At 57.7% G+C, this 18,778-nt stretch carries 22 protein-coding genes; 12 read left to right on the top strand and 10 right to left on the bottom strand.

The window, feature by feature from the left end; all coding sequences use genetic code 11:
* Positions 1–226 precede the first annotated feature (226 nt).
* Genes rph through hemW form a run of 4 tightly spaced genes read left to right on the top strand, consistent with a single transcriptional unit; the run spans position 227 to position 3,217 of the window.
* Positions 227–946: a ribonuclease PH gene (gene rph / locus JZX87_RS07845; protein WP_206824992.1), complete on the top strand. Its 720-nt coding sequence runs from the start codon at positions 227–229 to the stop codon at positions 944–946.
* An 11-nt stretch (positions 947–957) separates the two neighbouring features.
* Complete coding sequence (locus JZX87_RS07850; protein ID WP_148146007.1) at positions 958–1,365, top strand: VOC family protein; 408 nt, start codon at positions 958–960, stop codon at positions 1,363–1,365.
* Positions 1,366–1,373: 8 nt separating this feature from the next.
* Positions 1,374–2,027 (top strand): RdgB/HAM1 family non-canonical purine NTP pyrophosphatase, encoded by a 654-nt coding sequence (gene rdgB, locus JZX87_RS07855; RefSeq protein ID WP_206824993.1) that lies wholly within the window; start codon positions 1,374–1,376, stop codon positions 2,025–2,027.
* A complete protein-coding gene (gene hemW / locus JZX87_RS07860; RefSeq protein ID WP_183823597.1) occupies positions 2,024–3,217 on the top strand; it encodes a radical SAM family heme chaperone HemW in 1,194 nt (397 codons plus the stop codon). The genes rdgB and hemW overlap by 4 nt, the downstream gene beginning before the upstream one ends.
* A gap of 132 nt (positions 3,218–3,349) precedes the next feature.
* Here hemW and ptsN read toward each other — a convergent pair whose 3' ends face one another.
* The 6 genes from ptsN to lptC all read right to left on the bottom strand — a co-directional run bounded on the left by ptsN (position 3,350) and on the right by lptC (position 8,396).
* On the bottom strand, positions 3,350–3,814 hold the full coding sequence (gene ptsN / locus JZX87_RS07865) for a PTS IIA-like nitrogen regulatory protein PtsN (RefSeq protein WP_183823595.1): 465 nt from the start codon (positions 3,812–3,814) through the stop codon (positions 3,350–3,352).
* Between the two features lie 63 nt (positions 3,815–3,877).
* Positions 3,878–4,456 (bottom strand): ribosome hibernation-promoting factor, HPF/YfiA family, encoded by a 579-nt coding sequence (gene hpf / locus JZX87_RS07870; protein WP_148146003.1) that lies wholly within the window; start codon positions 4,454–4,456, stop codon positions 3,878–3,880.
* A gap of 206 nt (positions 4,457–4,662) precedes the next feature.
* Complete coding sequence (gene rpoN, locus JZX87_RS07875) at positions 4,663–6,201, bottom strand: RNA polymerase factor sigma-54 (protein WP_183823593.1); 1,539 nt, start codon at positions 6,199–6,201, stop codon at positions 4,663–4,665.
* Positions 6,202–6,329: 128 nt separating this feature from the next.
* Positions 6,330–7,112: an LPS export ABC transporter ATP-binding protein gene (gene lptB / locus JZX87_RS07880; RefSeq protein WP_148146280.1), complete on the bottom strand. Its 783-nt coding sequence runs from the start codon at positions 7,110–7,112 to the stop codon at positions 6,330–6,332.
* A gap of 33 nt (positions 7,113–7,145) precedes the next feature.
* On the bottom strand, positions 7,146–7,664 hold the full coding sequence (locus JZX87_RS07885) for an LptA/OstA family protein (RefSeq protein WP_246436069.1): 519 nt from the start codon (positions 7,662–7,664) through the stop codon (positions 7,146–7,148).
* Positions 7,665–7,727: 63 nt separating this feature from the next.
* Entirely contained in the window at positions 7,728–8,396 is a 669-nt protein-coding gene (gene lptC, locus JZX87_RS07890; RefSeq protein ID WP_148146279.1) for an LPS export ABC transporter periplasmic protein LptC, read from the bottom strand.
* Between the two features lie 189 nt (positions 8,397–8,585).
* Between lptC and sppA the strand changes: the two genes are divergently transcribed.
* The 8 genes from sppA to olsB all read left to right on the top strand — a co-directional run bounded on the left by sppA (position 8,586) and on the right by olsB (position 15,763).
* Positions 8,586–9,542, top strand: coding sequence for a signal peptide peptidase SppA (gene sppA, locus JZX87_RS07895; RefSeq protein ID WP_148146000.1), 957 nt, complete (start codon positions 8,586–8,588; stop codon positions 9,540–9,542).
* Positions 9,543–9,568: 26 nt separating this feature from the next.
* Positions 9,569–9,868 carry an integration host factor subunit beta gene (locus JZX87_RS07900; protein ID WP_112454414.1) on the top strand — a complete coding sequence of 100 codons (300 nt, stop codon included), beginning with the start codon at positions 9,569–9,571 and terminating at the stop codon, positions 9,866–9,868.
* Positions 9,869–9,951: 83 nt separating this feature from the next.
* The gene (locus JZX87_RS07905; protein WP_148145999.1) at positions 9,952–10,263 is read left to right on the top strand and encodes a lipopolysaccharide assembly protein LapA domain-containing protein; all 312 of its coding nucleotides are present in this window, start codon (positions 9,952–9,954) and stop codon (positions 10,261–10,263) included.
* A 210-nt stretch (positions 10,264–10,473) separates the two neighbouring features.
* Positions 10,474–11,595, top strand: coding sequence for a class I SAM-dependent methyltransferase (locus JZX87_RS07910; RefSeq protein WP_502711302.1), 1,122 nt, complete (start codon positions 10,474–10,476; stop codon positions 11,593–11,595).
* The gene (locus JZX87_RS07915; RefSeq protein WP_206824994.1) at positions 11,592–12,452 is read left to right on the top strand and encodes a TrmH family RNA methyltransferase; all 861 of its coding nucleotides are present in this window, start codon (positions 11,592–11,594) and stop codon (positions 12,450–12,452) included. Before JZX87_RS07910 ends, JZX87_RS07915 begins: the two co-directional genes overlap by 4 nt.
* Complete coding sequence (lspA, locus tag JZX87_RS07920) at positions 12,449–12,937, top strand: signal peptidase II (protein ID WP_183823585.1); 489 nt, start codon at positions 12,449–12,451, stop codon at positions 12,935–12,937. The genes JZX87_RS07915 and lspA overlap by 4 nt, the downstream gene beginning before the upstream one ends.
* A gap of 58 nt (positions 12,938–12,995) precedes the next feature.
* Positions 12,996–14,792, top strand: a complete 1,797-nt coding sequence (locus JZX87_RS07925; protein ID WP_206824995.1) for a hybrid sensor histidine kinase/response regulator — start codon at positions 12,996–12,998, stop codon at positions 14,790–14,792.
* Between the two features lie 98 nt (positions 14,793–14,890).
* Positions 14,891–15,763, top strand: coding sequence for a l-ornithine N(alpha)-acyltransferase (gene olsB / locus JZX87_RS07930; RefSeq protein ID WP_148145995.1), 873 nt, complete (start codon positions 14,891–14,893; stop codon positions 15,761–15,763).
* Positions 15,764–15,766: 3 nt separating this feature from the next.
* On the opposite strand, the gene JZX87_RS07935 is transcribed toward olsB, so the two are convergent.
* The 4 genes from JZX87_RS07935 to JZX87_RS07945 all read right to left on the bottom strand — a co-directional run bounded on the left by JZX87_RS07935 (position 15,767) and on the right by JZX87_RS07945 (position 18,762).
* Positions 15,767–16,033, bottom strand: a complete 267-nt coding sequence (locus JZX87_RS07935; protein WP_353654172.1) for a type II toxin-antitoxin system VapC family toxin — start codon at positions 16,031–16,033, stop codon at positions 15,767–15,769.
* Positions 16,021–16,155 carry a hypothetical protein gene (locus JZX87_RS31755; RefSeq protein ID WP_353654173.1) on the bottom strand — a complete coding sequence of 45 codons (135 nt, stop codon included), beginning with the start codon at positions 16,153–16,155 and terminating at the stop codon, positions 16,021–16,023. The genes JZX87_RS07935 and JZX87_RS31755 overlap by 13 nt, the downstream gene beginning before the upstream one ends.
* Positions 16,152–16,409: a type II toxin-antitoxin system Phd/YefM family antitoxin gene (locus tag JZX87_RS07940; RefSeq protein ID WP_206825129.1), complete on the bottom strand. Its 258-nt coding sequence runs from the start codon at positions 16,407–16,409 to the stop codon at positions 16,152–16,154. Before JZX87_RS07940 ends, JZX87_RS31755 begins: the two co-directional genes overlap by 4 nt.
* A 67-nt stretch (positions 16,410–16,476) precedes the next feature.
* Positions 16,477–18,762, bottom strand: coding sequence for an NADP-dependent malic enzyme (locus JZX87_RS07945; protein WP_206824996.1), 2,286 nt, complete (start codon positions 18,760–18,762; stop codon positions 16,477–16,479).
* Positions 18,763–18,778 lie beyond the last annotated feature (16 nt).

Raw genomic sequence — 18,778 nt, forward strand, 5'->3', positions numbered from 1 at the left:
GGAGGCCTCAAAAGGGAAATCGCAGATGTCGTGCCAATTGTCACGATAAGGCGCGGCCAAGGCTTTTTCTTTGCAAATGAAGCCCGCGCACCTTAGAAGGCGGGAAACGCTGCAACAGATGAAAACGGCAACAATTCGCCTGTCATCCAATGCGGAAAATCAAAGGATCATCGCATGCTTGGGCGTCTCGCCTGAAGATGCGATGCGCTGATATAGGGAGTGATCAATGCGGCCTTCAGGCAGACCAGTAAACCAGATGCGCAAAGTGTCTTTCGAGCGCAACTTCTCCAAACATGCCGAAGGCTCCTGTCTGGTGAAGTTCGGCGACACGCATGTGCTGTGCACCGCAAGCCTTGAAGAAAAGACCCCGCCGTGGCTGCGCAACACTGGCAAGGGTTGGGTAACCGCCGAATACGGCATGCTGCCGCGCGCCACCGGCGACCGCATGAAGCGGGAAGCCACGTCCGGTAAGCAGGGCGGTCGCACGCTCGAGATCCAGCGTCTGATCGGCCGTTCGCTGCGTGCGGTCGTCGATCTCGAGGCGCTCGGTGAAAAGCAGATCACCATCGACTGCGACGTCATCCAGGCCGATGGCGGTACCCGTACGGCGTCCATCACCGGCGGCTGGATCGCGCTTCACGATTGCCTCAAGTGGATGGAAACCCGCTCGATGATCAAGCTCGACAAGGTCCTGAAGGGTCACGTCGCGGCAATCTCCTGCGGTATCTTCGCCAACCAGCCGGTGATCGACTTGGATTACCTCGAAGACTCCGCTGCGGAGACCGATGCGAACTTCGTCATGACCGGCGCGGGCGGCATCGTCGAAGTGCAGGGCACAGCCGAAGGCAAGCCGTTCAGCCGCGAGGAATTCCTGCAGCTTCTGACGCTCGCCGAAGCCGGCACGCAGGAACTGGTTGCCATGCAGAAGGCCGCCATCGGCGCCTGAAAGGTGGAGCGGTGATCGAAGGCATACTCGAAACCGCACTTTACACCGACGATCTCGACGCGGCGGAGGCTTTTTATGGCGGTGTGCTGGGGCTTGAAAAAGTCCTGCGCGCCGGCAACCGCCACCTCTTCTTTCGCTGCGGAGAGATGATCCTGCTGATCTTTGATCCGAAGGAGACGGTAAAGCCGCCGTCTTCTGACGCGCTCCCTGTTCCGCCGCACGGCGCAACCGGCCCCGGTCACCTCTGTTTCCGTATGCGTGCGGAGGCGATTGACAGGATGGTCGAAAAGCTCAACAAGGCAGGCATTGTGATCGAAAGCGATTTCCGCTGGCCCAACGGCGCCCGCTCGATCTATTTCCGTGATCCCGCCGGCAACAGCCTGGAATGTGCAGAGCCCATGCTCTGGAACCTGAAGTAGGAATTTTCATGCGTAAGCTCGAGACCAAGACGATCGTTGTCGCAAGCCACAACGCCGGCAAGATCAGGGAGATCGCCGAGTTGATCGGACCATTCGGTTTTTCGGCAAAGTCTGCCGCGGAACTGAAGTTCGAGGAGCCGGACGAAACCGGCACGACATTCGAGGAAAACGCCACGATCAAGGCGCTCGCATCGGCCAAGGCTTCGGGCCTTCCGGCGTTGTCGGATGACAGCGGCATCGTGATTGATGCTCTCGGCGGCGCACCGGGCGTCTATACGGCCAACTGGGCCGAGCGCGAGGATGGCAGCCGCGATTTTCAGATGGCGATGGAAAAGGTCGAGAAAGCGCTGCAGGAAAAGGGCGCTGATACGCCCGACAAGCGCACCTGCCGTTTCGTCAGCGTGCTCTGCCTCGCCTGGCCGGATGGCCATACCGAGCTGTTCCGCGGCGAGGTCGAAGGTGTGGTCGCTTGGCCGCCGCGTGGCACCGCGGGCTTCGGTTACGATCCGCTTTTCCAGCCTGAAGGCTTTGAAACGACCTTCGGCGAGATGACCAGTGAAGAAAAGCATGGCTGGAAGCCGGGCGACGAGCATGCCCTGTCGCACCGTGCCCGCGCTTTCAAACTCTTCGTCGAAACCTGCCTGGGGCCTGATCCTTCGTGAACGCCGTAGCCTCCAACCTGCCCAATACGCTGCTTCCCGACACGGGTGAGCCGGGCTTCGGCGTATACGTCCATTGGCCGTTTTGTGCTGCCAAGTGTCCCTATTGCGACTTCAACAGCCATGTCCGCCATCAGCCGGTGGATCAGGCCCGTTTCACCGCCGCTTTCCTCAAGGAGATGGAAACGATGCGGAAGATGAGCGGCCCGAAAGTCGTGACCAGCATTTTTCTTGGCGGCGGTACGCCGTCGCTGATGGATCCTTCAACCGTCGAGGCGATCCTCAACGGCATTGCCCGTCACTGGAACGTTCCGGATGGCATCGAGATTACCATGGAAGCCAACCCCTCCAGTGTCGAGGCGGAGCGATTTCGTGGTTATCGGGCAGCCGGTGTCAATCGTGTATCCATGGGCGTGCAGGCCCTCAACGATGCCGATCTCAAATTTCTCGGCCGGCTGCATGATGTGGCGGATGCTTTGAAAGCGATACGGCTGGCGCGTGAGATTTTTCCGCGCATGTCCTTCGACCTTATCTATGCCCGGCCTAGGCAGACGGTTGAAGCGTGGGAAGCCGAGCTTAAGCAGGCAATTTCCTATGCGGTTGACCATTTGTCCCTCTACCAGCTGACGATCGAGGAAGGCACGCCCTTTTACGGATTGCACAAGGCAGGCAAGCTCATCGTGCCGGACGACGATCAATCCGCCTTGCTTTACGAGGCAACGCAGGAAATCACCGCACGTCACGGCATGCCGGCTTATGAAGTGTCCAATCACGCAAAGCCCGGCGCCGAGAGCCGCCATAACCTGACCTATTGGCGTTACGGCGATTATGCCGGTATCGGGCCGGGTGCACATGGTCGTCTTACCCGTGGCCGTAACAAGATTGCCACCGCCACCGAGCGCCGTCCCGAAACCTGGCTTGAGCGTGTAGAAGCCGAAGGCCACGGGATGAACGATCAGGAAGTTCTCGGCTACGATGAGCAGGCAGACGAACTGCTGCTGATGGGGCTGCGCCTCACCGAAGGCGTCGATCTCGCCCGCTGGCAGGAACTCTCCGGCCGCGATCCGGATCCTGTCCGGGAGCAGACTTTACTGGAACACGGGTTTATCGAGCGTCTCGGCAATTCGCGTCTGCGCTGCACGCCAAAGGGGATGCTTATCCTAGACGCGGTCGTTGCTGATCTCGCCTGCTAAAAGCAATATCGGCAAGAGTGGAAACCGGTTTTCCGTCAGGAATCGCGGTAAAAATAGACAGGCCTGTTTCGCGTTTCGAAGAAACGCGGAAATGATCTGATCAATCGATTTTCATGAAAAGGAAAGCGGCATTCAAGCCGCGTTATTAGTCTGCTCTTCATTGAGGAAGGCATAGATCGCGGAGGCGGAATCGGTCTGCCTCAGTTTCGCGGCAAGATCCTGGTCACGCAGCACGCGTGCAATGCGCGAAAGCGCCTTGAGATGGTCGGCGCCAGCGCCTTCCGGAGCAAGAAGAAGGAATACGAGATCCACCGGTTCGTCATCCAGTGCCTCGAAATCGACAGGGCTCTCCAACCGCGCAAAAATGCCGCTGATCGATGAAATACCGTTAAGCTTCCCATGCGGAATGGCGATGCCATGTCCCACACCCGTCGATCCCAGCCGCTCGCGCTGCAGGATGACGTCAAAGATTTCCCGTTCGGAAACGCCCGTCAGCTTGGCGGCCTTAGTCGCCAATTCCTGCAGGAGCTGTTTCTTGGAGGTCGCTTTTAAGGCAGGGATAATCGCATCTTGATGCAGCAGATCTGCCAATGCCATTCGTTTCTTCCTTTGTGCCGCGAAGGCAGGGGAAGCGTCGTTGCCGACGCCTCCCGAGTTTCGTTAGTTCTTGATATTGGTGGAGTCGATCCAGCCAATATTGCCGTCGTGGCGCCTGTAAACGATGTTCAGCTTCTCGTCACCGGGGCTACGGAAAAGAAGCACGGGTTCATCCGTCATATCCAATGCCATGACGGCCGTCGCAACTGACATCGTTCTCAGCTGCTTGGTAGTTTCGGCAACGATCGTCGGAGCAAAATCGTCCGGCACATCGTCTGCCTCTTCAGGCACCCGGTCCATGACCGTGTAAGCCACTTCGGCAAAGCCGTTCTGCTGGTTGGTGCCAGCGTGATGATCCTTTAGACGGCGCTTATAGCGACGCAGACGCTTCTCTATACGCTCGGCGGCAGCATCGAAACTGCCCTGCGGATCATTGGCTTCGCCTGCGGCGTGAAGCACGATCCCCGTATCGAGATGCACTTTGCAATCGGCAGAAAAACGTGGGCCGGATTTCTCTACGATAACCTGGCTTGAATAGCCTCCATCGAAGTATTTGGTTATGGCCTCCCCGATATGGTCCTCGATCTTTTGGCGGAAAGAATCACCGATTTCCATATGCTTACCGGAAACACGCACACTCATGGAATTATTCCTTCTTGTCGTGACTTGCGTGTTCCAGTCTACGCCAAGCCGCTCTCTCATCCAAGCCGTCCGAACCGATTGCAGCAAAATAGCGCTACCTGTCCTGCCTTGCGCGGAATTGTGGGGAAGCCCCGCTGGCGGCGGCGCTTCTAGCCTTCGTTGGAAAGGAAGTCAACGTCTCGACCTATGGATGCATCGCACGCTGGTCACAACGTGGCTACTCTGGCCGCAGCGCGCTTCTCTCGCCGGCGCTGAACCGACGAGGGAATGTTCATGGCTTCCCGATACTTGGCGACCGTGCGGCGGGCTAGGTCTACTCCTGCCTGCTTGAGGCTGGTCACGATGTCGTCATCGGAAAGAACGGCGTCAGCAGCTTCCTGTGTTATCAGCATCTTGATTTTGTGGCGAACGGCCTCGGCGGAGTGGCTGTCGCCACCTTCATCGGCCGATCCGATCGAAACCGTGAAGAAGTATTTGAGCTCGAACATGCCCCGCGGCGTCAGCATGTATTTGTTCGAAGTAACGCGGCTTACCGTGGACTCGTGCATCTTGATGGCTTCTGCGACGGTCTTCAAATTGAGCGGGCGCAGGTGATCGACACCGTGCATGAGAAAAGCGTCCTGCTGGCGGACGATCTCTGTTGCGACCTTCATGATCGTCTTGGCGCGCTGGTCCAGGCTGCGGGTCAGCCAGTTGCCGTTCTGCAGGCAATCGGAAAGAAATGCGTAATCTCCGCTGTTTTTCGGGCAGTTCTTCGATACCTGTTGAAAATAGGTCTGGTTGACCAGAACGCGTGGCAGGGTTTCCGGATTAAGTTCCACCGCCCAGCCGCCGATATTGGCAGGACGGACGACGATGTCCGGCGAAATAACATCAGCGACCTGAGTTGCGAAATCTGCACCCGGCTTCGGGTTCAGTTGGCGAATTTCAGCAAACATGTCGATGAGGTCCTCGTCATCGACGCCGCATAACTTTCTGAGATTTGCGAAATCACGCTTCGCCAAGAGGTCCAGGTGGCGGACCAGGGTATCCATGGCGGGATCGAGCCGATCCCTTTGTTTAAGCTGGATCGCCAGGCATTCGCCGAGTGAACGGGCAAATATGCCGGGTGGATCAAGTGTCTGCAGGCGCACCAGTACTTGCTCGGCGTACTCGGTCGTTATGCCGAGCCTGGCAGCGATCTCGTCGAGGTCGGCCTGAAGATATCCTGCATCGTCCAGTTCTTCATTTAGCTGCTGGGCAATAAGGCGATCCTGCGACTGTTTGAGCAGCAGCGGGATTTGCTGGCTGATGTGCTCCCGTAGGCCGACTTCGCTGGCAATGAAATCGTTGATATCGTAATCATCGCCGGCATCACCCGCTGGCATCGATTTCCATTGGCCCATTAGCTCGGGCGCATCTCCTCGCCGCTCGGGCGGGTCGTCGGGAAAGACGTTTTCAGTGCCGCCGTCCAGGCCTTCGCCAAACGTTTCTGTAATGACGATACCCTGCTCGTCCCGCCATGCTCCCGCATCGACATCGGCTTCTGCGGCAATGTGATCCGTTGTGTCGCCATAGCCCAATTCTGCGCCACTTTCGCCGTCCGATGGCGAAATTTCGAGCAGTGGGTTCTTTTCTATTTCCTGCGCGATGAACTGGTTCAGTTCGAAATGCGTCATCTGCAGCAGCTGAATCGACTGCATCAGCTGCGGAGTCATCACAAGCGATTGGGTCTGTCGCAGGAAAAGGCTGGCGGTTAAACCCATGGTGGACGCTAAACTCCCAAAACACCCGGCCGCGCACTCATTGCGTGGCCGTCATGCGCATCTGGCACAAGAATTGCTTTTTTGAGAGATTTGGTCAAGCGCCGAGGTGGCGGAATTGTGACGCTATTTTAAAGGCTGAACTTGTCGCCAAGGTAAAGTCGACGGACATCCTGGTTATTAACGATGTCAGAAGCCCGGCCGTGGGTCAGCACTTCACCCGCATGGATGATATAGGCTCTATCGATAAGGCCGAGCGTCTCACGCACGTTGTGATCGGTTATCAGTACGCCAATGCCGCGTGCCGTCAAGTGTCGGACAAGATTCTGGATATCCGATACGGAAATTGGATCGACACCTGCAAAAGGTTCGTCGAGCAGCATGAACGACGGGTCTGTTGCCAGTGCCCGGGCAATTTCCAGGCGGCGTCGTTCGCCGCCCGATAAGGCCACGGCTGCAGACTTGCGGAGCTGGCTGATGTGAAATTCTTCCAGCAATTCGTCGAGCTTCGCTTCTCGCTTGTCCCGGTTGGGTTCGTGGACCTCGAGCACGGCACGGATATTGTCTTCCACCGACAGCCCGCGAAAGATCGAAGCCTCTTGCGGCAGGTAGCCGACACCAAGCCGCGCCCGGCGATACATCGGCATGCGCGTTACTTCATTGCCGTTGATCGCGATCATTCCCTCATCGACCGGAACAAGGCCGGTGATCATGTAGAAGCAGGTTGTTTTGCCCGCGCCATTCGGCCCGAGCAGGCCAACGGCCTCCCCACGGCGCACGACCAGCGATACGCCGTTCACAACGCGTCTTGTGTCATAGGTCTTGGAAAGTCCATGCGCGACGAGGGTCCCCTCATAGCGCGCCTTGTCGCGTGCGATAAAGGGTTCGGGCGAAGGCGTTTTCCTTGCCGTCAACTGGGGGAGAAAAGGAAGTTTCACGTTATGAGTCTATTGTTTAGGCCGCGACTTTGGGTCGAGCATGATTTCAACGCGACCACCGCAGCTGTCGAGCTTGGCTTGGCCGCTCGCCATCTGCACAGTCAGCTTGCAGCCTTTGAACACATTCGGTCCATCGGAAAGCACAACCTGCTTGCCGGTTAGCACAAACGTCTGGCTCGCCATGTCGAACTGGCCAGCTTCGGCTGTCGCTTGCTGTGTACCCGAACTCAGGAAAACCGTATCATCGAGAAAAATCTTGTCGATGTCGGCGTTGCCGCTGGAAATCGACGCCGCACCGCCGTCGCCATTGGCTTTCTCTTTGTACTGAACGGTCATCTTGCCGGCCTTCAGTGTGGTTGTGCCCTGCACAACATTCACATTACCGGTGAAATAAGCCTTTTTTTCCTGATCCTTGATCTCCAGCTGGTCGCTCTGGATCTGGATAGGCTGATCGTTCGACAGCTTGAGACCGCTCATGTTGCTCGTTGTAGACTGAGCAAAGGCGGAAACACTGAGGCAGGAAAACATGGCCACCGCGGTCGCGGCAGGAATGCTGAGTGAAAAACAACGATGCATCATGGCGGCCGGGCTCTATTTGCCTTTGTTGCGGATGGCTGCGGGATCGAGATGGACCCGAACCTTACCGGTGAAGTTGAGGGTATGCCCCTTATCGGTGATCTTCATGGAATCTGCAACAATAGAGCCTTGGCTCATCGAGATATTAACCGCATCGGGCGTGTTCATCGTCCCGCCGGGAATATCGAGATGAGCAGATTGGAAGTGGGCGGTGATCCCGTTGCTCAGATTGACGTCGAATGGTGCAGTCAGATCCAGGATGTCGGCACCACGGTCGAAATCTGCACTTGTTGCGGTTACGCGCGCGATCAGGTCGTCATTGATCGGCACTGCCGCTTTGACGTCCTTGAGCGTGATTTTATTAGGGTTTTGGATGTCCTGAAGAGCTTTGTTGGCCAGCATAGAGTAGCTGATCCCGTCACTGTTGCGGCCGGATATGGCGGGCCGCTCCATGACAATCTTTCCGTCTTCTATCTTGGCGCTCTCGATTGACAGATTTTCTGGCAGATAGGTCCGGACAATGGCAACGCCAATAAAGCCAAGCGAAATTAGGCCCGCAGCCACAGGTAGGAGAATTTTCAGCCGGCTGACGCGCGAAGAATGGGACAGCGCAGCATCGTAAGCGCTTGTCGGCGCCTGTATCGATGCGAGTATGCTTCCTGTCTTTCGTATATGCTGCAGCATGAAGCTCCATTTCGTCGTTTCCGGCGATCTCTTCGCTAGCCGATAGGGCAGGGCGATCAATCGTCGACCGCCAATATGGTTTTTATTCTTCAACAAACAATAATGGAGAACATAAAAACGTGATACGAACCGCTGCAATCGGGCAAATTGGGACCTATGTAAAGCGCTTTAGGCATTAAGGGAAATTTTATGGACCAAATGGCAATCGCGGATCGGCGCCAGTTGCGCCGCAAGCTCAGCTTCTGGCGCGTCGCGGCATTGATCTTTTTGGCGGCCATTGGCTTCGTATCCTATTGGGCAATCGCCGGTGAGCAATCCGGTTCTGCCGTCCCCCATATCGCTCGCGTGAATATCTCCGGAATGATCACGGATGACCGTGAGCTGATCGAGCGTCTTGATCGTGTTGCGGAAAGTAGCCAGGCCAAGGCCTTGATCGTCTCTATTTCCTCACCCGGCGGAACCACCTATGGTGGCGAGCGCCTCTATCAGGCCATCCGCAAGGTGGCCGAAAAGAAGCCGGTCGTTTCCGACATTCGCACCTTGGCGGCATCTGCCGGTTACATGATCGCTACGGCCGGAGACACGATTATTGCCGGCGAAAGCTCGATCACCGGGTCGATCGGCGTCATTTTCCAGTATCCGCAGGCCGATGAGCTGATGAAGAAGATCGGTGTATCGCTCGAGGAAATAAAGTCCTCACCGCTTAAGGCCGAGCCGTCGCCTTTCCATCCGGCCAGCGAGGAAGCCAAGGGCATGATCCGCAACATGATCATGGATAGCTATGGCTGGTTTGTGGACCTTGTGGCCGAACGCAGAAAGCTACCGCGCGACGAGGTTTTGAAACTTGCTGACGGCACGATCTTCACCGGAAGGCAGGCTTTGAACGTCAAGCTCATCGACAAGCTCGGCGGCGACGACGACATTCTGGATTATCTTGATACGCGCGACGTTTCCCGCGATCTGCCGATTGTCGAGTGGAAAAAGAGCGATTCCTCGTCGTCCTTCTGGTTTGCCCATGCGCTGACGGGGCTTTTCCGTTATCTCGGTGTCACTCTGCCGATCACGCCGGATGCGATCGATGGTTGGGGTTCCGGCAAGTTGTTCCTTGACGGTCTTGTCTCGGTTTGGCAGGTTGGCAAAGGTTGAAAATCTAATTTTTTCAGGGGGCAACCGTGATTAAGTCTGAATTGGTACAGATCGTTGCGGCACGCAATCCGCATCTCTACCATCGCGACGTCGAGAACATCGTCAATGCCGTGCTCGATGAAATCACGGATGCGCTTGCTGGCGGTAACCGGGTTGAGCTGCGTGGTTTCGGCGCTTTCTCGGTAAAGAACCGTCCGTCGCGTTCCGGGCGCAACCCGCGTACGGGTGAGAGCGTCTTTGTCGAGGAAAAATGGGTGCCGTTTTTCAAAACCGGTAAAGAGTTGCGTGAGCGCCTCAACCCGGGCATGGCCGACGAGGACGATTGAGCGCGGATATCGCCGCAGGGTCTTGAAACTGTGGCGTCCGGGCCAATCTGCTATGGCTGAATGAGAAATTGCCGGAGTGACCTATGACGAAGCTTAAGCGTATTGTTTCGCTTGTCGTTTTCGTGCCGATTGGCATCGTCCTGATTGTCTTGGCGGTGGCGAACAGGCAGGTGGTCACACTGGCGCTAAACCCGTTCCGTCCACAAGACAGCATATTGTCCGTTTCGGCGCCGTTCTTTGTTTTCGTTTTCCTGGCGCTCTTGGTGGGCATGGTGATCGGCGCTTCTGTGACGTGGTGGAAACAAGGCCACTATCGCCGCCAGGCTCGCGTCGAAGCCAAGGAAGCGGTGAAATGGCAGAAAGAGCATAAGGCGATCGCCGCTCGACGGGGCTGACAGATGGCGAACCGGCCCCGGTTCCTTCCCAGTCTCGCGTAACCGCTGTGATGAAATCCTCCTGACATCGAGGGCTATTTTTTCGGCCCGCAGACCTGAAATAGCCCCATCCTGCTCCCCGCATTTGCTTTCGTCGCGTATGATCGCATGGGCTTTGCCGAATGCGCTGCAGATGCTATCTGCACGAAAATGAAAGCGAAGGATCAACCGTTGAAGAGCAGAGACAAGCGGATGGGGCAGAAGGCTCCTTCTCGGGGCGGCAATGCGCAGGACCGGCATAGCGTCACCGGCAAGCCGAAGTCTCCCGTTGCCGCATCGCGTCCGAAAGCAAGCGACAAGGCGAGCGAGGTCAAGCCCGTCATCAGCCAGTCTGCAGCGCAAACGCGACCGCTTATGGTACGCGAGGGCGATCTGCCGAGAGAAAATGTTCCGATTATTCTTGAGTCGCAGAATGCCGGCGATTTCCATCTGGTCGACAGCGGCAAGGGTCTCAAGCTCGAAAAATACGGTCCGTATTTTGTCGTCAGGCCCGAGGCGCAGGCGCTCTGGCAGCCATCTCTGTCAGCGGACGTCTGGAACAGGGCCGATGCCGTCTTCACCGGCAACACCGATGAAGACGGCATGGGCCGCTGGAAGTTTCCGCGTGAAGCGCTCGGCGAGACCTGGCCACTTTCGCTGCTGGACATCGATTTTCAAGGCCGCTTTACCGCATTCCGCCATATGGGCTTTTTCCCCGAGCAGATCGTCCACTGGACCTGGGTCCGGGATCGGGTCGAAGAGGCGAAGGCAAAGGGCCGCACGCTCAAGGTGCTCAACCTATTTGGTTATACCGGAGTGGCGTCGCTGGTGGCAGCTGCTGCCGGCGCAGAGGTGACCCATGTCGACGCCTCTAAAAAGGCCATCGGCTGGGCGCGAGAAAACCAGGCTCTTTCGCGTCTCGACAAGGCTCCGATCCGCTGGATCTGCGAGGATGCGATGAAATTTATCCTGCGCGAGGAGCGCCGGGGCAGCACTTACGATATCATTCTCACCGACCCGCCGAAATTCGGCCGTGGCCCGAACGGCGAGGTCTGGGAGCTTTTCGAGCACCTACCCGTCATGCTGGACGTCTGCCGTGAACTTCTGTCGAAGAATTCCGTCGGGCTGGTCCTCACTGCCTATTCCATCCGGGCAAGCTTCTATTCCATCCACGAGCTGATGCGCGAGACAATGCGCGGTGCCGGTGGCACGGTGGAATCGGGTGAACTCGTCATTCGTGAGACGGGTATCGACGGCAAGGCCCGTGGCCGTGCCCTATCCACCTCACTCTTCAGCCGCTGGGTTTCCCAATGACAGACGAATTCAGAAAGCCGGGTGCCCGCAAGGTCGGGCAGGTGAAGGAAGTTACCTCGCTCGCCAACCCGATTATCAAGGATATCAAGGCGCTTTCCAACAAGAAGGACCGCGAAGCGGCCGGGATCTTCATGGCCGAAGGCCTGAAGCTCGTCATAGACGCGCTGGAACTCGGCTGGGAAATCCGCACTCTCATTTATGCCAAGGCCGCCAAGGGCAAGCCACTGGTCGAGCAGGCCGCCACCCGCACGGTGGCAAATGGTGGCCTTGTTCTGGAAGTTTCCGAAAAGGTCCTTTCGTCGGTTACCCGCCGGGACAATCCGCAAATGGTTGTCGGCATTTTCGAACAACGCTGGAAGCGTCTGGAAGACCTTGCACCTGGCAGGGATGAAACCTTGGTGGCGCTCGATCGCGTCCGCGATCCCGGCAATCTCGGCACGATCATACGCACGGCAGATGCTGCCGGTGCTTCCGCCGTCATCCTCGTTGGCGATTGCACTGATCCGTTCTCGCTTGAAACCGTCCGTGCCACGATGGGCTCGGTCTTCGCACTTCCCGTGGTGAAATGCTCGGTGGACGAGTTTCTTGGCTGGCATAAGCGTTCAGGCGTCAATGTCGTCGCAACCCATCTTGCCGGTGCCGTCGATTATCGTACGGCCGACTACAAGAGCAAACCGGTCGTCATCCTGATGGGCAATGAGCAGTCCGGCCTGCCGGATAATCTTGCCAAGGCCGCCAATCGTACCGTGCGCATACCGCAGCAGGGCCTTGCCGATAGCCTCAATCTGGCCGTCGCAACCGCCGTCATGCTTTTCGAAGCGCGCCGCCACCTCTTGACGTTGGAAGACAGAACATGACGCAAGGCGTAACACCTCTGTCTCGGCCACTGATTGCAGGCATCGTCATCGTAATTGCGGTCATTCTCGATCAGGCCATTAAGCTTGCGGTGGAAGCTTGGCTGCCTATGCACGAAGCAGTGCCGGTCATCCCGTTCCTGGCGCTCTTCCGAACGTATAATCTCGGTGTTGCCTTCTCGCTTCTATCCGGCATGGAGCGCGAATTCATTATTGGCATGCGCATTGTCATCGTTGGTGTCGTTCTCTGGCTTTGGCGCCGCACCCCGGTTTCGAGAACATTTGCGCATGCAGGTTTCACCCTGATTATCGCCGGCGCCGTCGGTAATCTGATCGACGGTTTGGTCTATGGTCACGTCATAGATTACATCCTGTTTCATACAGAGACGTGGTCGTTTGCCGTCTTCAATCTGGCCGACAGCTTCATAACTATCGGAGCCGGCTTGGTTATTCTGGATGAGCTTATCGGATCGAAATCGGGCGATTAAGTCCCTGTTAAGCCGTCGGCCTAAGGATTGCGAAGGAAAGCCCGTGTAGGCTTAATCCATGCGCACCCTCGCCGAGTTGCAAGACAGATTGACCAAGGCCTTCTCCCAGCCCCATTCTGCTGAAGGGCAGGCGGAGCAATTGTCTGAACTCATCGTCGAGCCGCCCGCAGAAATGGATTTCTTCGCTGCTGTAACCCCGCGGCACCTGAGCCCACTGCAGAACCTTATTTTCCAGTTGAAACGTTTGTCGCCCGGCCGGCACTCGCTGAAGAACCGCCTGAAAGAATCCGAAGCCGCTAGCGAGGCAAAATCGCGCCGCCTTTCGACTGTCGTGCATGAGATCCGAACGCCACTGAATGGCATTCTCGGCATGACACATCTGCTCAGCCAGACGAAGCTGACCGCGGAACAGCAGAACTATCTCAGCGGCATTCGCCAGTCCGGCCATCTCCTGGCCCAGCTGGTCGATGATATCCTCGATCTCTCCACCATGGAGGCAGGCCGTTTCCGGCTGAACACGAGGGCGGAAAATCTCCGCCAGTTGCTGGAAAGCGTAGTGGAAATGCTCTCCCCACGCGCCCACGAAAAACGCATCGAGATCGCCGCGACCTTTGCCGCCGATCTTCCCGAATTGCTGGATTTCGATCCCGCCCGCCTTCGCCAGGTTCTATTCAATGTGATGGGCAACGCGGTAAAATTCACCTCCAGCGGTGGTGTGCTCGTTCGAGTGACCCTTGCTGAGGCTAACGTCGAAATCGCTGTCATCGATACCGGTCCGGGAATGACACCCCAAGAGCAGGCGAGAATCTTCGGTGAGTTCGAACAGGTCGGATCGGTGGAGGCTCGCAGTGGAGGGACAGGCCTAGGCCTCGGCATCGCGTCGCGCATTCTGGCGGAGTTCGACGGTTCTCTTTCGGTCAAGAGCCGTAAGGGTGAGGGCAGTACCTTCACAATTCGATTCCCTGTTCGCCTTGCCGAAGATGTGGCCGCGGGCGAAACCGATAGAAGCGGCATGCTGGCGCGGTCTCGGGTGATCTTGCTTGCACCGCAAGGGCCAACGGCTCAGGCTACCGTTGCAACGATCGAGGCGCTTGGCGGCCGTTGCCGCCACCTTTCCAGAACGCAGGACGTGTCGATGCTGATCGACCGGGCGTCGGAAGGGCAGGCGTCTTTCACGGATCTGATCGTCGATCACCGGCTGGCATCGGATTATGCCTGCGAGCCGCTTCACAAACCTCTGCATCGCATTCTCCTCGTCAATCCGGAGGAGCGGGCCTCGCAGCCGCAGGATCTGTTCGATGCCTGGCTGATCCGCCCCCTGCGAGAGCGGTCGCTGGTCGACGTGTTGAGTGGCCGCATGCGTGGTTTCAGCCGTATCGACAATCAGTCGCAGAGCGTGCCGTCCCATACGGATGGGATCGAAGCATTTGTGCCTTTCGATATCCAAAGCGAGTTGGATATCGTTCTTGCCGAAGATGATCCGGTCAGTGCCATGCTGCTGCGTACCATGCTGCAGAAGAATGGGCACAAGGTTCGATGGGTCACGGATGTCCCAAGTTTCTACAATCTTGTTCGCGCCCCCGGCGCGCCGCCTGACCTGATCATCACCGACCTGAACATGCCGGGTGGGGATCCGTTGGATGTTGTCACCGATCTGCGCGAGGCCGAAAAAACAATGAATAGTCTCGCAGTTCCGGTGATCGTCTTGACCGGCGAAGATCGCGACGAGGCTCTGCAAAACGCGTTGACTGCAGGTGCACAAAGGGTCCTGCAAAAGCCCGTAGAGCCAGCCCGTTTACTCGCTGACATTGGTCATCTTCTCTCGGAGAATAGTGCGCGTCAGCGTCTCCGTTGACGGATTCTTAGCCGCAGCCTATTGTGACAATCGATGTCACGTTCCTGTTGCAGAGACGTGATTAATGGCGGTGATCCAACCGGTACGGGTGACTCACCATGGCAATCGAACTCCTGAACCGCGAATTGACCCTCGATCATCCCTCGACACCGGCGCCTTCCATCGAGAAGAGCGATGTATTCGGCCGCATAGGCTCGTTGGAAACACGGCTTGCGCGCAACAGCCGGGAGATCGATGCGGCACAGTCGGTTCGCTATCGCGTTTTCGTTGAAGAGATGAATGCGATGCTGCCTCCCGAGGCGATGCATCTCAGGCGCGATTTCGATAGCTATGACGATATCTGCGATCATCTTCTAGTGGTCGATAATGCGATTGATGGCGAAATCGAAGATCAGATCGTTGGCACCTACCGCCTGTTGCGCCAGGAAGTCGCAATGGCCAATGGTGGTTTCTATTCCGCCTCGGAATTCGATATCGAGCCGCTCCTGAAGCGCCATCCCGACAAGCAGTTCATGGAGCTCGGCCGTTCTTGCGTCCTGCCCGATTACCGCACGAAGCGGACCGTGGAACTGCTCTGGCAGGGCAACTGGGCTTACGCACTGAGGCACGGCATGGGTGCCATGTTCGGCTGCGCATCCTTCCCCGGTGTCGATCCGCAGGAACATGCACTCGCTCTTTCCTTCCTGCACCAGAACTCACTGGTGAAGGATGAATGGATGGTGTCGGCCAAATCGGATCTCTATCGCAAGATGGACATGATCCCCGCCGACGAGATCAATCCGCGCCAGGCCCTGTCGGCCATGCCACCGCTGGTCAAGGGTTATCTGCGTCTCGGCGCAATGATCGGTGACGGTGCAGTGGTCGACCAGGCCTTCAACACGACCGACGTCCTGATCGTCCTGCCGATCGCCGTCATTTCCGGCCGCTATATCAACCATTTCGGCGCCGACGCCGGCCGCTTCGCCAGCTGAGTGTTATACAACGAGCCGTATCGGCCCGTTGTAACGGGCGATCGTCTCGTCGGAGGTGAGCAGAAGCACGCCTTCGCATTTGGCTTGCGCGATCAGGATCCGATCGAACGGATCCTTGTGGAGGTGCGGAAGCGTTTCAAGCCCGAAGGCGTGGTCACCGTTTACCGGCAATTCTTGAAAACCGTTATCTAACAAAGCGCTATGCAGTACACGTGGATGAACCGGAATATTTTCCCGGCCGAGTGCATGCTTAATGGTTAGTTCCCATATGCTGGCTGCACTGAAAAAAGCGTGTTGTCGGTATTTTCGACAAAGGGTCTGGCCTGTGCGGCAAGTTTCGCACTCATCGCCGCAAGCCAGACCAGAATATGAGATTCCAGCAACAGTTTCATTTATCTTCGCCGCAGAACATGTCTTCAATGTCTTTGGCGAACAGGGTGTCGAAATCATCCGGCACGGAAAACTGGCCATTGAGAAAGCCTATGCGGCGTTTCTTATTTGAGGCGCCTGCGGGAGCGTCCTCCAGTGGAACGACCTTCACCATCGGCTTGCCTGCCTTGGCGATGACGAACCCTTCACCATTCGCAGCCTCTTCGACCAGGCGCGAAAGGTGTGTCTTTGCTTCGTGAATATTGATCGTTTTCATGGCGGGTGCCTCGAGCGGACTTAGTTCACTGAACTTAGTCCGCTCGAACGGGCGTACCAAGAAATGCTTACGACCCTGCGTTGTAGGCGGCGATCGCCGCCATGTTGACGATCTCGCTGTCCTTGGCACCCATTTGGGTGATCTGCACCGACTTGTCGAGACCGACGAGAAGCGGTCCGATCAGGGTTGATCCACCCAGTTCCTGCAGCATGCGCGTTGCAATCGAAGCCGAATGGATCGCCGGCATGACCAGCACATTTGCCGTGCCTGAAAGCCTGCAGAACGGGTACTGCTCCATGCGCGTTGCATTGAGCGCCACATCCGCAGCAATCTCGCCGTCATATTCGAAATCGACCCGGCGGCTATCGAGGATTTTTATAGCCTCGCGCACACGCTCGGAGCGTTCACCCACCGACTGGCCGAAGTTGGAATAGGCAAGCATCGCCACCCGTGGTTCGTACCCCATGCGCCGGGCAACCCGTGCGGCCTCGGTGGCGATATCGGCAAGATCCTCCGCATTCGGTTGGTCATGAACTGCCGTGTCGGCAACGAAGATCGTCCGTCCACGCGCAACAACGAGCGAGACGCCGATCACCCGGTGGCCGGGCTTGGTGGCGATGCAGCGCCGCACGTCGGCAAGTGCAGAGGCATAGTTGCGGGTCGTGCCCGTCACCATTGCATCCGCATCGCCGACGGCGACCATCGTTGCCGCAAAATGATTGCGGTCATTGTTGATCAGGCGCTGCACGTCACGCAGCAGGTAGCCCTGACGCTGAAGCTTGGCATAGAGGTGATCGGTATAGGCTTCGGTCCGCTTCGAAATACGGGCGTTGACGATTTCGATGCCGGGTTGGTCGAGATCGATCCCCGCCTTCTCCGCCGTGGCGCGGATCACGTCATCTCGTCCGAGCAGGATGGCCGTGCCAAGCTCCTGGTTGCAGAAGGAAATCGCCGCCCGCATCACCTGCTCTTCTTCCGCTTCGGCAAAGACGACCCGCTTCGGGAAGCGCCGTACCCGGTCATAGATGCTCTGTGTCGTGGCCGCTATCGGATCGCGCCGCGCAGCAAGCTCGCGCCCATAAGCAGCAATGTCGGTTATCTCGCGACGCGCCACGCCGCTCTCCATCGCAGCTTGCGCAACCGCCATCGGAATGGCCGAGATCAGGCGCGGGTCGAACGGGACGGGAATGATATACTGTGCGCCGAAACGCGGACGCACGCCCTGATAGGCAGCGGCCACATCGTCCGGCACGGCTTCGCGAGCGAGATTCGCAAGCGCCTGCGCTGCGGCGATCTTCATCGCGTCGTTGATCTGGCGGGCGCGAACATCGAGCGCGCCGCGGAAGATATAGGGGAAGCCAAGCACATTGTTGACCTGGTTCGGATAGTCCGAGCGGCCGGTCGCCATGATCGCGTCGTCACGGATGCGCGCCACTTCCTCAGGCGTGATTTCCGGATCCGGATTGGCCATGGCGAAGATGATCGGCTTAGGCGCCATCGAGCGGATCATCTCTTCGGTGAAGGCTCCCTTCTGCGACAGGCCGAAGACCACGTCGGCACCGTTCATCGCTTCTTCCAGGCTGCGGCGGTCCGTCTTGGCCGCATGCGCCGATTTCCACTGGTTCATGCCCTCGGTGCGACCCTGGTAGATCACGCCCTTGGTGTCGCATAGAATGATGTTTTCCGGCGCAAACCCCATCGCCTTGATAAGCTCGATACAGGCGATTGCGGCTGCGCCCGCGCCGTTGCAGACGAGTTTGGTGGTCTTTAGATCACGACCGGTCAGCTCCAGCGCGTTGATCAGGCCTGCGGCGGCGATTATTGCCGTGCCGTGCTGGTCGTCATGGAAAACCGGGATATCCATCAGCTCGCGCAACCGGCTTTCGATGATGAAACATTCTGGCGCCTTGATGTCTTCGAGATTGATGCCGCCGAAGGACGGGCCGAGATAACGCACGCAGTTGATGAACTCGTCGACATTCTCGGTGTCCACCTCAAGATCGATGGAATCGACATCGGCAAAGCGCTTGAACAGAACCGACTTGCCTTCCATGACCGGCTTGGATGCCAGCGCACCTAGATTGCCGAGGCCGAGGATTGCCGTGCCATTGGAGATGACGGCCACCATGTTGCCGCGGGTCGTGTAGTCATAGGCCTTGGCAGGATCGGCAGCGATCGCCAATACCGGAACCGCGACACCCGGCGAGTAGGCGAGTGACAGGTCGCGTTGCGTGGCCATCGGCTTGGTCGGTGTGATTTCGAGCTTGCCGGGGCGGCCATCAGAGTGAAAATCGAGTGCTTCCTGCTCGGTTACCGATGTTCGCGTGCTTGCTGTCTTCTCGTTCACGACCATATCCTCCAGCTTCCTG

It is taken from the genome of Agrobacterium sp. Ap1, assembly GCF_017313375.1.
GTDB classification, from domain to species: Bacteria; Pseudomonadota; Alphaproteobacteria; order Rhizobiales; family Rhizobiaceae; genus Neorhizobium; species Neorhizobium cellulosilyticum.

Bases quoted from the DNA above. Each gene is read 5' to 3' on its own strand.
- JZX87_RS31755 (WP_353654173.1), bottom strand. From the start codon at position 16,155: ATGAAACTGTTGCTGGAATCTCATATTCTGGTCTGGCTTGCGGCGATG.
- lptC (WP_148146279.1), bottom strand. From the start codon at position 8,396: ATGCTGCAGCATATACGAAAGACAGGAAGCATACTCGCATCGATACAG.
- JZX87_RS07905 (WP_148145999.1), top strand. From the start codon at position 9,952: ATGACGAAGCTTAAGCGTATTGTTTCGCTTGTCGTTTTCGTGCCGATT.
- JZX87_RS07925 (WP_206824995.1), top strand. From the start codon at position 12,996: ATGCGCACCCTCGCCGAGTTGCAAGACAGATTGACCAAGGCCTTCTCC.
- rpoN (WP_183823593.1), bottom strand. From the start codon at position 6,201: ATGGGTTTAACCGCCAGCCTTTTCCTGCGACAGACCCAATCGCTTGTG.
- olsB (WP_148145995.1), top strand. From the start codon at position 14,891: ATGGCAATCGAACTCCTGAACCGCGAATTGACCCTCGATCATCCCTCG.
- JZX87_RS07940 (WP_206825129.1), bottom strand. From the start codon at position 16,409: ATGAAAACGATCAATATTCACGAAGCAAAGACACACCTTTCGCGCCTG.
- JZX87_RS07885 (WP_246436069.1), bottom strand. From the start codon at position 7,664: ATGTTTTCCTGCCTCAGTGTTTCCGCCTTTGCTCAGTCTACAACGAGC.
- JZX87_RS07945 (WP_206824996.1), bottom strand. From the start codon at position 18,762: ATGGTCGTGAACGAGAAGACAGCAAGCACGCGAACATCGGTAACCGAG.
- rdgB (WP_206824993.1), top strand. From the start codon at position 1,374: ATGCGTAAGCTCGAGACCAAGACGATCGTTGTCGCAAGCCACAACGCC.
- JZX87_RS07915 (WP_206824994.1), top strand. From the start codon at position 11,592: ATGACAGACGAATTCAGAAAGCCGGGTGCCCGCAAGGTCGGGCAGGTG.
- lspA (WP_183823585.1), top strand. From the start codon at position 12,449: ATGACGCAAGGCGTAACACCTCTGTCTCGGCCACTGATTGCAGGCATC.
- hpf (WP_148146003.1), bottom strand. From the start codon at position 4,456: ATGAGTGTGCGTGTTTCCGGTAAGCATATGGAAATCGGTGATTCTTTC.
- ptsN (WP_183823595.1), bottom strand. From the start codon at position 3,814: ATGGCATTGGCAGATCTGCTGCATCAAGATGCGATTATCCCTGCCTTA.
- rph (WP_206824992.1), top strand. From the start codon at position 227: ATGCGGCCTTCAGGCAGACCAGTAAACCAGATGCGCAAAGTGTCTTTC.
- sppA (WP_148146000.1), top strand. From the start codon at position 8,586: ATGGACCAAATGGCAATCGCGGATCGGCGCCAGTTGCGCCGCAAGCTC.